The organism is Paraflavitalea soli, assembly GCF_003555545.1.
GTDB lineage: Bacteria > Bacteroidota > Bacteroidia > Chitinophagales > Chitinophagaceae > Paraflavitalea > Paraflavitalea soli.
Map to the genome: position 1 here is coordinate 397392 of NZ_CP032157.1, position 15064 is coordinate 412455.

At 50.4% G+C, this 15064-nt stretch carries 7 protein-coding genes; 5 read left to right on the forward strand and 2 right to left on the reverse strand.

Translation table 11 applies throughout. From position 1 onward, the window contains the following. Positions 1-3 precede the first annotated feature (3 nt). On the reverse strand, positions 4-8661 hold the full coding sequence (locus tag D3H65_RS01595) for a CARDB domain-containing protein (protein ID WP_119048580.1): 8658 nt from the start codon (positions 8659-8661) through the stop codon (positions 4-6). A 309-nt stretch (positions 8662-8970) separates the two neighbouring features. Here D3H65_RS01595 and D3H65_RS01600 point away from each other — a divergent pair, with 309 nt between their 5' ends. Beyond that, positions 8971-9951, forward strand: coding sequence for a M48 family metalloprotease (locus D3H65_RS01600; RefSeq protein WP_119048581.1), 981 nt, complete (start codon positions 8971-8973; stop codon positions 9949-9951). Here the strand turns inward: D3H65_RS01600 and D3H65_RS01605 are convergent, their stop codons facing one another. After that, complete coding sequence (locus D3H65_RS01605; RefSeq protein WP_119048582.1) at positions 9952-11196, reverse strand: hypothetical protein; 1245 nt, start codon at positions 11194-11196, stop codon at positions 9952-9954. A gap of 171 nt (positions 11197-11367) precedes the next feature. On the opposite strand from D3H65_RS01605, the gene D3H65_RS32760 reads away from it, so the two are divergent. From D3H65_RS32760 to D3H65_RS01620, 4 genes are all read left to right on the forward strand, one after another. Beyond that, complete coding sequence (locus D3H65_RS32760) at positions 11368-11508, forward strand: hypothetical protein (RefSeq protein WP_162915350.1); 141 nt, start codon at positions 11368-11370, stop codon at positions 11506-11508. Positions 11509-11594: 86 nt separating this feature from the next. Then, positions 11595-12017, forward strand: a complete 423-nt coding sequence (locus tag D3H65_RS01610) for a peptidase associated/transthyretin-like domain-containing protein (RefSeq protein WP_162915351.1) — start codon at positions 11595-11597, stop codon at positions 12015-12017. A 299-nt stretch (positions 12018-12316) separates the two neighbouring features. After that, a complete protein-coding gene (locus D3H65_RS01615; RefSeq protein WP_119048584.1) occupies positions 12317-14293 on the forward strand; it encodes a sensor histidine kinase in 1977 nt (658 codons plus the stop codon). 11 nt (positions 14294-14304) lie between these two features. After that, complete coding sequence (locus D3H65_RS01620) at positions 14305-15054, forward strand: LytR/AlgR family response regulator transcription factor (protein WP_119048585.1); 750 nt, start codon at positions 14305-14307, stop codon at positions 15052-15054. Positions 15055-15064: the final 10 nt, after the last annotated feature.

Sequence of the window (15064 nt, forward strand, 5' to 3'; positions counted from 1 at the left end):
GGTTTATTCTATGATGGCGAATGTTAGTTCGGCTACGCCGCGTGTAGTTGCTTTGGTAAATAGTTTGATAAATCCTTTGGCCCCTGCCCTTAATATGCCCGGCGGTGCACCCGGCTCGGTAAAGGAAAGCGGCAGCGTGGTTTTTATTTCATCCAGCTCCGGTACGGTAAACGCAATGGGCGCTCCGGTAAGACTGATAAAGAACCGGGTGGGCAGTGGTATATCAATGGAACTGGTATTTTCATACGCAATGGTGATCGGTTCCACCCTGTTGAGCCTGGTGTTTTCTGCATGAATGAAATCAGTACTGATGAGGTCTTCATACCCAATGTTCACTACCTGGCATACGAAGCCGGTACCACCGCCGGGGCCACCGCTGCCATTGCCGCCACCGCTACCGCCTAATGGTGATCCGGGACCGCGCACGATCTCAAAGCCTTGCAGCAGTTTGGTGGAATCTCCGTTCTGTTTGATGGCTACCACATCATATACACCCAGGGAAGTCCCCTGCAGGTTGTACGACACAAATACATGCGAGGCGTCAATATAATACCGGGTATAAGGATATATCGAAGGCAGCCCGGCTTTGCGCAATACGAATTGCGTGGAAGGTTCAAAATTGGCGCCTGCTATCTTGAGGGTAACACCGCCGGTATTACCACCCTTGCCGGCATCCACCGCCGTGATCTGGAAAGGAATGATACGGGCTTCCATGTTCACAGACTGGCGACGCAACAGTGTCGTATCATTGCCAAGGAATAGCAGGTAATAAGTGCCGCTGTCTGCCGCCGGAACGATCAGTTGCTGGTTGGTCTCAAAAGGTGTTTCCGCAGCGTAGTCATAATTGTTGGGAGCAGGTACAGCCCCGCGTTTCAGATAGATCCTGTTCACTGCATGTTTGCTGGTATCGCCGGATAGGGTGATCTCCATGGTCTCTCCGTGCAGGGAGGCCGGAATGTGCAGGCGATAGTAAAGGGCCTGGCCATTCAGCAGCAGGTCGGCCGTGGACACAGCCAGCGGCAGTGCTTTCACATCGGTGGTGAGTTGGGTGGCGGATACGCGGGTATTGTTGTCTTCCTGTACTTCCACCAGGCTGTTCAATATATCTGTACGCACGATGATGTAATAGTTGCCCAGCGCAATATTGTTGAGCGGGGCTGTCAGTGTCCTGTTGAGGGTGAGGCCGGCCAGCAAACTTATATTCTCTTCTTTGGTGCCCAGTAAAATATCGTGGTCATCAAATACCGTATCTGCCGAAAGGTATACGGCCTCTTTGAGGTAGCCATAGGCAGGATTTTGTCCGCTATTGCCCAGCTGCCATTGGATGGTAGTGGGCTGGCCTGCCAGCTGACTGCCCGCAGGCACGATCACCTGGTTGATAACGAGGTCGCAGGGCAGCTGCGGCCTGATGAATATGCCTGCCGTAGCGGTGTTGTTGTCTTCTCCCTGTTGTTCATATTGGCTGTTATTGGCATCCGTACGCAATACCACATAATAGTTGCCACTGAAGGAAGGATGCAGGATGATCTCCAGTGAATCGGTATAGCTGCCATTGGCTGCCAGCGGCCCCGTCTGAGTTTTGTTGCCGTAGGAATAGATGGAACCTGCGGAAGGTTCATCGGTCACAAAAACCTGGTCATTCCAATAGGGTGTGTTGGTATTCCCCGGGCCATTGTTCTTCACGGTAAACTTCACCCATATCGCTTCGCCGGCAAATGCTGCTGCAGGTGCTAATAAGGAAAGGGGTTGCAGGTCGGAAGGCGTAGGCTGGGTAATGACAATGGGTGCATTGGGCTGCCCGCTGATATTGGTATTCAACACCAGGAAATTGTTGCCCCGGTTGATATCATTCTGCTGGTTGTCGCGGTCCGTGAGCACGATCAGGTAAAAACTACCGCTTACGGTATTCGGGATCGTTACCGTGCGCTGGTAGGCAATAGCGCCATTCGGCAGCATCACATTATTCACCTTCCACTGGCCTAATAAACGGTCTGCCCCATCGATCACCGTATTGTTGGAAAGGTATACCGCGTCGGTCCACTCGGTGAGCAGGGTATTGGTAGTGCCCGCATTTTTGGTGGTATAAGTAAGGCTTACTGATTGACCTGCCAGCAGGGCCGCGCTTTGTACGCTGCCTTCATTGACAGCAAGATCAACATTGGGCAGCGGAGCCACCTGTATCGCTGAACTGATAGATCGGTTATTGCTTTCTCCGGTATTTTCAAACACCTGGCCGGTGGCATCCGTCTCCACTACTACATAATATTGACCTGCCGACTGGCCCAGTGGCATCATCACGGTGGACTGCACAGCATAGGATTGCCCATTGGTCAGGCTCCTGTTTTGCGCAACAGTAGTGAGCAGTATATTACCTGCATCGTTGAGTGAATTGGAAGGTGACAGGTAGACGCGTTCAGTCCACTGTTTGCCCTGTATGGCCCCGGTACCAGTATTGGTAACTGTATAGCTTACCTGCATGGTTCGGCCTGCCGTGTCCTGTGGAGGTGCGGTAACATTGGTCACTTCCAGGTCGGCCCAGGGAGAAAGGGTGACTGCAATAGGAGCATAAGCCAGGTTATTGTTGTTATTGCTTTCCACAATGCTGCCGCCGGCGTCTGTTACGAACAACAGGTAGTAGTTGCCGGAAATGCCGGCAGGTAAGGTAATGTTGAATTGCTTATTGTAGGAACTATTGCGGGGTTGTACGGAATTGTTAGTCACTGTTCCCACCTCTGTATCATTGCCGTCAAAAATTGTATTGCCGGAGAGATACACTTTATCGGTCCAGCTGCGGCCCGTCAGGTTACCTTTGCCGTTGTTCTGCACGGTATAGCCAACAGTGATCGATTGTTCGGAGCTGGCGCCTGCCGGTGCCTGCGGCGCTGTCATCACCAGGTCAGGTACGCCTACAAATACCGGCCCGGCTGCACGTGAAGTATTGTTGTTGTCAAAAGGAAACTCATTGATGCTGTTGCCGGCATCTGTTTGGCAAATGAAATAGTAATTGCCTTCTGCCAGGTTGGCCGGTATGACCACTGGCGATTGTACACCTGCTACAGACAAGGATAATAAAGGATTGTTTTGCGAATAGGTCAGCAATGGCTGATCCAGCCAGGTCTGCAAGGTCGTATCAGTACTGAGGTACAATGTTTCTGTCCACGGTCTGGTAACATCCATGCTGCCATCATTGGCCGTCGTCCATTGCAGGATGATGGATTGGCCCGCACTGACAGAATCATACGGCACACTGATATTGTCCACGATAAGATCGGGATGTGGCCGCAGCAGGATCGTCAGTTCCGGGCTGGAGCTGATATTGTTGTCTTCCTTATCATATTCAAAGACATAGGCATACCGGTCGGTTTGCACATGCACGTAATACGTGCCCTGCAGGTTCTGTGGTATTTTGATCTTAACGATACTATTGTATCCCTCTTCTACCTGCAAGGCGCCATTGTGTTGAGCGCTATACAAGGTTGTTGCCTCCACCGGATTGAAGAGCGGATTGGCCGACAGGTATACCTGGTCGTACCAGTTGTTTACGTTGGTAGGGCCGGTACCTTTGTTGGTGATAGTATAGCTTACCGTTAAAGTATCTTCCGAAAATGCCGTGGCGGGACTTACTGCCAGGGCGGTTACCTGCAGATCGGGCGGAGGCGCCAGGGTGATGGCAATGGCGGCGCTGGTGCGCAGGTTGTTGGTATCTGTCAGTTCAAAATAACCGTAACTGGAAATGCCGGTTTTTATAATGAGGTAATACTGGCCCTGCAATCCCTGGGGTATGCGGTAGGTGAGGGCAGGGGCATCGTATGCCTGGCCGGGTTCCAGTGCACTGAAATTCTTGTAAGAGCCAATAAAGTAATCGTTGCCAATGCCCAGTTTGGGTGCATCCGACAGGTAGGCGTATTCATACCAGGTGGCAGTACGGGTAGAGCCGCTGCCCTGGTTCTGTGTGCGCCAGGAGAAGCTGATATCCGTTTCGGAAACCGCAACAGGCGGCACGGTGACAGAGGTTACCACCAGGTCGGGCAGGTTGCGTAAAGTGAATTGTTGTACGGCGCTTTCTGTGCGGCAACTGTCTCTCACAGCTACTACCTTCCACTTATAGGTATTGCCAAATTGCAGCAGATCGCTGTTTAATGTATAATTGATCTGTACAATGCCTTGTACGGAAGGCGTGGTGGGAGCGCTTTCCGCTACTGGCCATACATACAGCTCATAGCTGGCGGCATTGGTAACCGGACCCCAGGAGAAGGTGACCGGCTTATCGAGCTGTTGGGCATTGATGCCTGGCAAGAGGTTACCTGGTGGTGTCAGCGCCGCCAGGTGTTGTATTACGGCCTCTGTAGTATCATTGAGGTGGAAGCTGTCGGTCTCCAGGCTGGTATAGGCCCTGATGGTGTACTGCCCTGTTGCAGCCAGGTTGGCGGTGGTGCTGAAGGCATAGTCGGTGGTGGATGCCGGGGTAATGACAAGGCTGCCGACATTTTCCGTGATCACCGGACCATTGTTGATGCGGTAATGCACGTTGAACCCGGTTTGCGGTGTATTGCCATTATTGCGTATACGCACCTTTACCGGGGTGGTGGCGCTTAAGCCGCAATTGGTAAACGGGGTGGGGATGGCCGTGATGCCAATATCGTTGATCTGGTTGCCCGCCGGTTTATTTTTCCAGGGATCAAAGAGTACCTTGTCGCTCACCGCATTGCCGGTACCGCCAGGATTGGTAGTCGGATGTAAAGGGCCGGTAAGGCTGCCCCACCAACAGTTGCGGGCATCAACGATTCCTCCCCCATAGTTCGTGATGCCCGCCTGTGTATTACCCAGGATATTGCAATTTGTAAAAACGGGGCTTCCGCTATTTACCACAATACCGGTACTGTTGTTTATTACCGTGCAGCCGGTAATAATTGGAGAGCCGCTATAGATGTACATACCATTACCGGGGCTATTGCTGATGGTACTGTTGACAAGCTGTATATTGACGTTATTGCCCAGGTACAGGGCATAACCATTGTTGCCCATGCGGGTCAATAAGGTATTGCTGATAACCGCATGGCTGTTGTCGTATAAATAAATGCCGCCGCCATTGCTGATGCCATTGAGTGCCGTAAACTGGATGGGGGCGCTTTCCGATCCCAGCGCGCGCAATGTACCGTTTACGTTGATGTTGGCATAAGGATATATGAAGTCTATGATCACACCGGGTTCAATGGTGAGGGAAATAGAAGCCGGCACGGTCAAGGTGCTGGGTAATGCATAATTTGAATTTTCTCCGGGATTCACCAGGGTCGTATTGGCAGTGAGGTAGGTATTTTGCAGGTTGATGATCGCGTTGTAGTTGGAATGGATATTGGGCAAATTCTTCATATACGGATAAATGCTGCGGGCGTTGGAATTGCCATAGAAACTGCATCGCTGAATAATAGGAGCAATAGTGTCCGTTGTAAAATTGATAGCGCGATAGTTGTTGTTGATGGCGCCGATGGAACAGTCAGTGACGGATATATCGTTATGCCCCAGGGATACGGCGTACGCAAAAAAGTTACGGATCGTAGAATGACTCAGCACCAAGGGCGCTGAAGCCTTGACCGCGGCACTGTTGTTGAAATAACTATAGGCCAGGGAATCGAAGCTGGCATATTGAATAGAGGAGCCGGTAGAACCGCTTTCCAGGCTGATGCCGCCGCCATGGCTATAGCCATTGTTGTTGTACCCGCCGAAGAAACGGATAGAATCCGCTGCTGTGCCATTGGCGATAAGGGTACCGTATACATAAAGCTGCGTGTGGTAATTGGGCAACTGAATATGACAGCCAGGCTGAATGGTCAATGTTTTTTGTGCATTCACTACTACATTGCTGGCCCGGTAAAAGGAACCAGGACCAGGTTTGGGCCAGGTGGCATGTTGGGCTACGGCGCCGCTCAGATCAATGATCGCATTGGTATTATTGGAAATGCCGGAGATACTGCCGGGACTGGCGTGCAGGGTGCGGGCATCGGTATTACCGGCAAAGCTACATCCGGTAATGGTTGGCGCGATCGTATCGGTACGCAGGTAGATGGATTCCCGGCCGGCATTCAGGGCGCTGAAGGTACAGTTGTTGAGTGCTACATTACTTCTTTCGATGTCTACCGCATATCCAAAATAATTACGGAAAGAAGAGTTGCTGATGGCTACAGGCCCGCCTGCAGAGATCACTGCATCATAGCTGCTATTCCAGGGATAGGCGAGAGAGTCGAAGCTTACATAACGGATGGAGGAGGCGGTGGAGTTTTCCCAAAGCCGGATACTGCCACCGTAGGCGTAATTGCTGTTGCGGCCTCCGAAGAAGCGGATGGAATCTGTTGCTGTCCCCTCTGCTATCAGGGTGCCAAAGATATTGAAGTAGCTGGAATATTCCGGCAGCGTGATGCGGCAGCCGGGCTGGATGGTGAGCGTTTTGCCCTCTTGCACGGTTACATTGCCCACTTTGTACAGTGAGTTGATACCGGGCTTTTGCCATTGGGCATGTTGCGGCACACTGCCATTCAATTCAATGATCGCGTTGGTGTTATTGAAAAACCCGGATATGGTACCCGGACTGGCTACGATGGTACGGGCAAGGATGGAGCCGGTGAATGTACAGCTCTGTACTACCGGTGAAATGGTATCATAACGAAGCGATATTGCCTGCCTTTGGCTGCCGTAAGCGCTGAGATTACAATTAGTAACAGACACATTGCTGCGCTCAATCCTTATGCCATATCCCTGGTAATTGCGGATGGAGGAATTGCTGATAGCTACCGGCCCTTCTGCCCATATGACTGCATCGTTGCTGGTAGCTGTTGAGGCCAGGGAATCAAAACTGCTGTAGCGGATGGAAGAACCTGCTGAACCACTGACAATATAAATATTGCCTCCATGCGTGCGGCTGTCATTGCGCCCTCCTGTAAACCAGATCGAATCAGTCACTGTGCCGTTGGCTATTAAAGTACCATATACATAAACCCGGTCTGAATAATCCGAGAAGGCAATACGGCAACCCGGCTCAATGGTCAGTGTTTTCGTGGCATTGATCGATATATTGCCCAGCAGCTGGTAAGAGGAGCCTGTGGCGGGGCGGGGTAATGTACTGTTGGCAGTGATCGTGCTGGCTCTTAGCCCGATGATCGTGTTGAGCAGGTGAATGTTTTCAGCGCCACCCGCCCAGGTGGTCAGTTTATAATTGCTTTCTGTATTGGTGATCAGGGATTGGGAGATAACAGGTTTGGCGGTATCCCGTATATAGATCGATCCTGTATTGCCATTGTAGTTGATATCACCAAGACTGTCCATCCGTATATAGCTGAGTGTAGAAGCGCTGGAGTTGAGATAAACTGCACCGCCATAATTGGAGGCGGCGGTGTAGGCAGGATCGGCCTTGCCAATGAAGCGGATGGAATCCGTGGGGGTGCCCACGGCCTGTAAAGATCCGTTAATAGTAAGGTTATAACTGTAGCGCGGAAAGGTCACTACCGTGCCGGGCTGTATCGTCATCGTTACACCGGCACTCACCGTGAGCGGGCCTGTCAGTTGGTAGCGGGAGTTGGTACCCGTTTTTACCAGTGTAGCGTTGCGCAGGAGGTTGTCGCTGCGTACACCGATCACTGCATTGTTGAGGAAAACCTGCGCCGCACCGCCTGCCCAGGTGTTGATGGCAAAGGTAGACTCGGTATGGGTGATCAGGCTGTTATTGATCACCGGCGTGGCGGTGTCGCGTATATTAATGGCGCCGGCATCTCCATTGTTGTTCACATCGCCCAGGCTGTCAATACGCACAAAGCTGAGCGTGGAGGCGTTGGAGTTGAGGTAAACTGTGCCGCCGTAATTGGACGCAGCAGAATAGGTGGGATCAGCCTTGCCCACGAAACGGATGGAATCAGCCGCTGTGCCCACGGCCTGTAAAGCGCCGTTAATAGTAAGATTATGATTGAACCGGGGAAAATGTACGACTGTGCCTGGCTGAATGGTCATGGTAACACCCGCATTTACAGAAAGGGTGCCCAGCAACCGGTAATAAGAATTGGTACCTGTCTTTACCAGCGTACAATTGCGCGCAAGACTTTCAGCCCGTACACCGATCACGGCGTTGTCCAGGAATACTCGTTCTGCGCCTCCGGCCCAGGTATAGATCGGGTAGGGGCTTTCTGTATTGGTGATCAGGGTATGATTGATCACCGGCCTGGCCGTATCACGTATGTCGACAGCGCCATCGGGACCATTATTGTTGACATCACCCAGGCTATCAATGCGTACATAACTGAGCGTGGAGGCATTGGAGTTGAGGTAGATCGTGCCGCCATAATTGGAAGCAGAGGAATAGGTTAGATCCGATTTGCCAACGAAGCGGATGGAATCGGCTGCAGTGCCTATAGCCTGCAGCGAGCCATTAACAGTAAGATTATAATTGAACCGCCTGAACTGAACTACTACCCCTGGTTGGATAGTCAGGGTTTGTCCGGCAGGCACGGTAACAGTAGCGGTGAGGATATAAGGACTGCCGGCCAATGTCCAGGTGCCGCTTTGATTTCCACTCACATTGGTTTGCCCTTTTGCGAAAGGAGCAAATAGCAGACATAGTATGGCCATCATTGTACGTGCGCGACCGCGCAGTACAACGGAATACAGGTTTAGGAACATAAACGAGTTTACCTTTGTAATGAAATAATTACAACTGCACACTAATCAGGTGCGGAAATTGGAGCTGAACTGGTTGGGAAATGGCTTTACCGGAGGAATGTGGATACCAGGAATAACCGGGCTGCGTTCTGGTATGCAATATGAAACAATTGGGGTAACGGCCATAGTGGCACTTTCCCAAATGCTGTTTTCTATTTCCGAACAGGCGGGTTACTCCTTGCGAAATAAAACGGGGCGGCGTAGGGCGAAGATCGGTTGGGGTTTCGCCAATAACCAATAGATTCGTGGGTACAATTCAATCAGGATCATATGCTGCATCAATTAAGCTGCGGAGAGGTGGTTACCCAGTTTCAGCGACTGTACAAGATATTGGCTCCCGATGTGGATTCCGTGGCCATTGCCCGCGACTTATGGCTGGAATGGGAGAAGACCGGCAACACGCCACCCAATATTAATGAGATCGCAAAAGATTATGCGCAACACGAGAATGGCTTTTTTTATGAGCTGGTCAGGCTGGCCGAAAAAATGCATCAGGGCAACCTTCCCATCCAATACTGCCAGTTTACCCTCGATCGCTACAACGCTTATGCGATCACCACAAAAGACTGCTACATTGTGTTGATAGATGATGTGTTTTTCCAGCTACTTTATTTTATCTGCAATATCCTGGTGTTTGATGCAGCAGGAGGTATAGAAGATCCCGCGGAAAAGGAACAGGCCAAAAAGTTCATTGCGGAAATTATGCAGGTTAATTATTTCAGCAGGAAACGTATTGACTTCAGTGAGGAGGGTATACAGCATGTGTTATTGAAAAGGGATTACGAACTGGCAGAGTTTGCCAACTACTTCTTTCATGCCTGTAAAGCATTTATTATTGCGCACGAAATTGGCCACCATGTGCTGGGCCATGCCCGTGGAACTACTAAGCGGGTATTCGCGCTCCACACAAAGGAGGTGACGGTAGAAGTGGATGAAAGAGCAATAGCCGACGAATACGAGGCAGATCACTATGGATATAAACTATTTGGTGTTTTGTCCAATACCAACGATGATACCGTTTATTATGCCTGGTGTAAATTCAAATTCAATTTTGCCCCTGCCTTTTTATTCGATCTCTTTAACGCCTTCGATAGGTTGCAGGAGAAAAGGGCCAACAAGGTGATCGAATACACGGGGCATCCCCATCCTGTGAGCAGGCAGCAGGCGCTACAAGAGCAGTTTTCCATCGAAATGAATGATCCACTTTATTTGTCATTGAAGGAATCCCTGGCTTTTTACCTGGGTGCATGATCAATCAGGCGGGTTGTTGTCGGGGGTAATGGTGCGCACCCTGGCAGGCAAAGCAATTTTGTAATGCGTGGCTATCTCATGCAATACCATGCCGATGGCTTTCTTCAGTGCAGCCAATCCAATCTCCAACATGGCAAAGTCGCAATGACGGGCAAGATGCAGGAACGCTTCACAGGAGCGATTGATGGCATTCAGGAGCAACTCCAGCCTCCCGTCAAAAAGCACAAGGGTTGCCTGCCCCAGCATTAAAGTACGCATGTTCTCTACCGCTACAGTAATATTTTCTTTTGACAAGCTGCCTGCCTGGGCATATAATACTTCCTGTTGATCGAAGAGTTCAATAATAGCGGCTGCAGCTGCAGGTTCCTCTTCTTCCTGGTTCATAGAGAAGCTGACCCTTTTTCTTCCTTCCAGCCATGCCGCTAGTACTTCTTCGTGCGCCTGCTTCCAGGACATTAATAGTTCTGCCGTATAGGTTTCCTCTTCCTTATTTACGAGTAATGCATCATGAGCGCATAGCCAGATGCCATTTTCAATATCATCGTGCCTCGGCCTGAGTTCAGCCTGCCCGGCATCATACCGGGGATCTCCTTCCTGTACCCCACGAATGAGGCAGGCGACACCGAACTGATGAACCTTGGCAGGATTGCTTAAAGAAGGGCCTGCGGTGAGACGGAGGCAAGACGGATTTGAACACAACCCGGCTGCCCGAAGCGACAGCGTATTGATAGTGGCCGGTGAAAAAGGCGGGCTACTGCTGGTAGGTGAAAAAGATGAAGCGAAAGCGTGCACGGCAGAGGCGGATGTTTCTCCGGGCACCGTTGGCTTTTCGGTGGGAGCAGTGGACGCTTTAAGGCCCGATGCAATATTGGAAGGCGGGGAGCCGGTTACTTCATATGCCTTCAGATACAGCCTGATCACTTCTTCCAATAAAAAAAAACTGCTGCGTTTAAGGGGCTTGCCTTCTTTGGCGCGTTCCAGCGATCGGCCGGATATAGTAAAGAGCTCAAACTGTCGATACAGCTCTTCCCTTTTAGGCTTTGTGATACTACTCCACTCCTCAGCGGGGACTTTTCCAAGGAGGTCTTCCTTTAATTTCCCTTTGATAAAATCTTTGAATTGTTTTGCCAATGCGGCACCTGTATCACTCCCGGTGTTGATCGAGCATACAGCTTCCAGCCTGGCCATGGTTTGCGGGGTGATAATGATTGGCCCCCGGCCTCCCTTTTCATGTTGTTCCTGCATATTCCGACTTGTTCTGACAGTTTATGACTAGTTCTGACACGTTCTGACTGCTGCTGCCAAGTAGCGACTATGGCAGGTTGTAGGCAGTAACCGGTAGTATTTTTGATCTCGATGGAAGAATGGCACCTGGTCTTATACACGCTGGCTAAAGGTAACCAAAATATCTGATCGGTGCATCGCACTTTCTTCCTGCCACTACAAGAGCAACAGGTGACCGTGCAGGATGGTGAACTCCGCGGTAACACCCTCCGGAAGGGCCCTTCCGGTAGCCTGCAAGGCGCCTGTTCTCTTTTCTGCTCTCTCATTATTTAATCAGATGCGGCATGCTTCCACACAAAACCTGTTGTAACCAACAGACCAGGATCACCATGCCGCTGCTTTAAAAAAAAATATAAATTATGAAATACATAATAATGGCAATTTTTACAATTGCCGCCAGCTTCTTCATGCCCTCCTGTTCAAAACAGGATGTGAAACCCGGTTCTGCTCAGGAAAAACAAACAAGTCCTGTCAAACCCAAAAAGGACAACGCAGCTTCGCTGCGTGGCGGAGGTGAGGACGACGGAACGCCCATCGTGATGCACAAAGTGAAAACCCAGGCCAACGCTCCTATACCACAAGCCAGGGTGTTTATGGTAAATGATACCCAAACCGACACACTGGAAGCGGATACAGATAGTTTGGGCGAAGTAAAACTCACACTGCCCGCAAAAGGTTCCTGGTTGACTGTGGTTACCCGCCAGGGGTATCATCCGAAGTATTTCGTGTCAAATTTTGTTGATTCATTTACCATTAAGACAAGTATACTACAGGAGCCATAAACAGTCCTCGTGATCCATCCTTATAAAGACCACCAAAAAAACCGGGACTTGCTCCCGGTTTTTACATATAACCATAGTGTGTACCTGTGCCCTTACCTCCGGCACAAAAAGTTAAAGGTCCTGATACCGGCAAGATGCAAAAATGGGCAATGACCTGTACAGGGCTGCTGCTGAAAACCGCATTTCTCCTTTTGAATGGCCTTATTGAACTTCCGGACGTTTAATAAGTTACATAAAAGTAAATTCCTGCTTAGCGGCCATGTCTTGTTTTTCCATAAATTGCTTTAAACTACCTGCTAATGCCTTTCCCCTGGAAAATTGTTTTCCTGTTACCCCTGCTGGCAACGGCTTGCCGCGATAAAAAAAACAATGGACCCAATGATCTTTCTTCCTTCCGTATACTGATCGACCAGGCCAATGACGAACAGCAAAAGCTGCCGCCACGCCTGGCAGCCGCACAAGCGGCTTATGCTCTTGCACTGTTGAGTGGTGATAAACCCGCCCAACTGGAGAGTATCCGCACTACCGGCGTGCTCTACCTGGCGATGGACAGCATCGACCGGGCCATGGCGTCCTTCGTTCACTTGCAAAAGCTGGCCGACAGTGTAGGGGATAAAGAGAACCGGGGAATGGGATTGAACAATATCGGGTTGATCTTTTATGAAAGGTCGGTTTACGACAGCGCCATTATCTATTATGAACAGGCGGGCAGGCTATTCCGGACATTGGGCGATACCTTACGCATTATACAGGGGGATATCAATACCGGCATTGCCTACAAGAATATTGGTGATTATGAGAAGGCTTTTAGCCTGGCGACAGGTGCGGCGCGCATGATGGAAGGGATGCCGGCCTCTGCCGAACTGGGTACGGTCTACAACACACTGGGCAATACGCTCAAAGACCTTAGCCGGCCAAAAGAAGCGCTGATCTATCACCAAAAGGCCATTGCTATTCGCCGTCAGTTGAAAGACAGTATTGGCATTGCAGCCTCCCTCAACAATACCGGTAATGTATACAAGAGTATGAAAGCGTATGGCCAGGCCATAGACCATTACCTGCAGGCACTGGCAATAAAAAATACAATGGGCTCGAAGCGATCGAGGATAACCACCATCGATAATATTGCCGAGGCCTACCTGGGCATGCAGGAATACGGGCTGGCTGCACAATACGAAGCGGAAGCATTGGCAGGACGCAGCGAATCGGAGGACAAGGATGGCTGGATGTTGTCGGCCAACCGGATGGCAAAGATCCACATGGCCCGCCATGAACCTGATAAGGCAAAACAACTGGCCCTGCGCATCGACAGCCTGGCCAATGCTCCTATCTACATCAGCCATCAGTTAAAGAATGCATTGCTGCTGGAAGAGATCTATGCAGCTGCAAAAGATTATCCCAATGCCAACCGGTATGCAAAAAAGGCACTGGAGCTGAAAGACAGCCTGTTCAATGCAGACATGTCGGCTGCTATATCAGGCATGAATGCCCGTTACAATACAGAAGAACAACAGCAAAAGATAGCCCTGGCCGAAAAGAATGATATCATCCAGGAGCAGGAGATCAGTCAGCAGCGTAACTTTCTCCTGTTGATGGGATGTATCATTGCCTCCCTGCTGGTAATCACCTACCTGCTGTATGTTTCCAATAAACTACGGAAGAAAGCCCGGGAGCGTACAGAACTGTTGATGGCCGAGCTGAACCACCGGGTTAAGAACAGCCTGCAAATCATATCCGGCATATTGCAATTGCAAACATCTGTGACTGAAAACCCGCAGGAGATAGAGCGGATAGAAGCGGGGAGAAGCCGGATACAGTCGATCAGTATTGTACACAACCTGCTTTACCAGAAAGAGTATACCGGCTCTATACAGATGGATGCTTTCATGACGCAGATCACCAACAATATCGGCCTGGCATTCCAGGACCAGCAGGCGGTAATAGCAGAGCACTCCATCGATCCTGTTGCGCTGAATGCCGATCAGGCCATACCCGTGGGGTTGATCGCCAATGAGCTATTGATCAATATTTATAAATACAGCCAGACCAGCGGAGAGCCGTTGGTCGTGCGAATTGGCATGACACTGGACAAAAACACCTGCCGGCTGATGATCCGGGATAACGGGCAGTCCTGGGATATGGCTGCCGCCCGGCGACAGCGTAAAGGGCTTGGCCTGCTGCTGGTCAATATGCTTATTCAGCAACTGAAAGCCACCTGGCAATCGGCCCGGGAAGCCGGAGAAAATGTACAACTTGTAAGTTTTACCAAAGCATAAAACACCATTGTATGGAAAAGAAAAGAGTGCTGATCGTAGAAGATGAGATCATTGTAAGTGCAGCCATGACACTTACGCTTAGCCGGAAGGGGTATGAATGCCTGGCCCTCCCTTCGGGCGAAGAGGCCCTGGAAGCATTGCACGAATTTGAGCCCGATGTGATATTGATGGACATTGGGCTGGCAGGGATGATCGACGGCATTTCTACTGCGGGTATTATCCGGCAGCAATCGGCCAAACCCATTGTGTTTATTACAGAACAGACCAATATGCAGGTATTTCAACAGGCAAAGGGAGCCCTTCCGCAATATTATATCAACAAGCCCTATACCGATGCTGCGCTCATCCAGGCTGTAGAACTGGCCTTGCTAAAGCCGTTGTCTGTACAAGCCTCCCCGGCACCAAACCAAACCATTATGACCCTGGGCGAGCGGGTGGCCGATGGGATATTCGTTTACTATGGTAATGAATATACGAAGGTATTGTTTAAAGATATTCTTTACCTGGAGGCCAATGGCATGTTTACCCTGGTCCATTGTGCGCAGGATAAATGCTACAAACTTTCGTTAAGCTCCAATAATGTGGTGGCGCAACTGGCCAATCCGGCTTTTGTGCGCACCAGCAGGTCATTTTATGTGAATATCCACCGCATAGACAGTATACGCAATGATGAACTGATCGTGGATAAGAAGCATGTGCCGATGACTAAAAACTATAAGGCTGATATCCTCAGCCGCGTTACCCGCATTGCGCAGCAATAGATAGGCTCTG

Bases quoted from the DNA above. Each gene is read 5' to 3' on its own strand.
- D3H65_RS01595 (WP_119048580.1), bottom strand. From the start codon at position 8,661: ATGTTCCTAAACCTGTATTCCGTTGTACTGCGCGGTCGCGCACGTACA.
- D3H65_RS01600 (WP_119048581.1), top strand. From the start codon at position 8,971: ATGCTGCATCAATTAAGCTGCGGAGAGGTGGTTACCCAGTTTCAGCGA.
- D3H65_RS01605 (WP_119048582.1), bottom strand. From the start codon at position 11,196: ATGCAGGAACAACATGAAAAGGGAGGCCGGGGGCCAATCATTATCACC.
- D3H65_RS01610 (WP_162915351.1), top strand. From the start codon at position 11,595: ATGAAATACATAATAATGGCAATTTTTACAATTGCCGCCAGCTTCTTC.
- D3H65_RS01615 (WP_119048584.1), top strand. From the start codon at position 12,317: ATGCCTTTCCCCTGGAAAATTGTTTTCCTGTTACCCCTGCTGGCAACG.
- D3H65_RS01620 (WP_119048585.1), top strand. From the start codon at position 14,305: ATGGAAAAGAAAAGAGTGCTGATCGTAGAAGATGAGATCATTGTAAGT.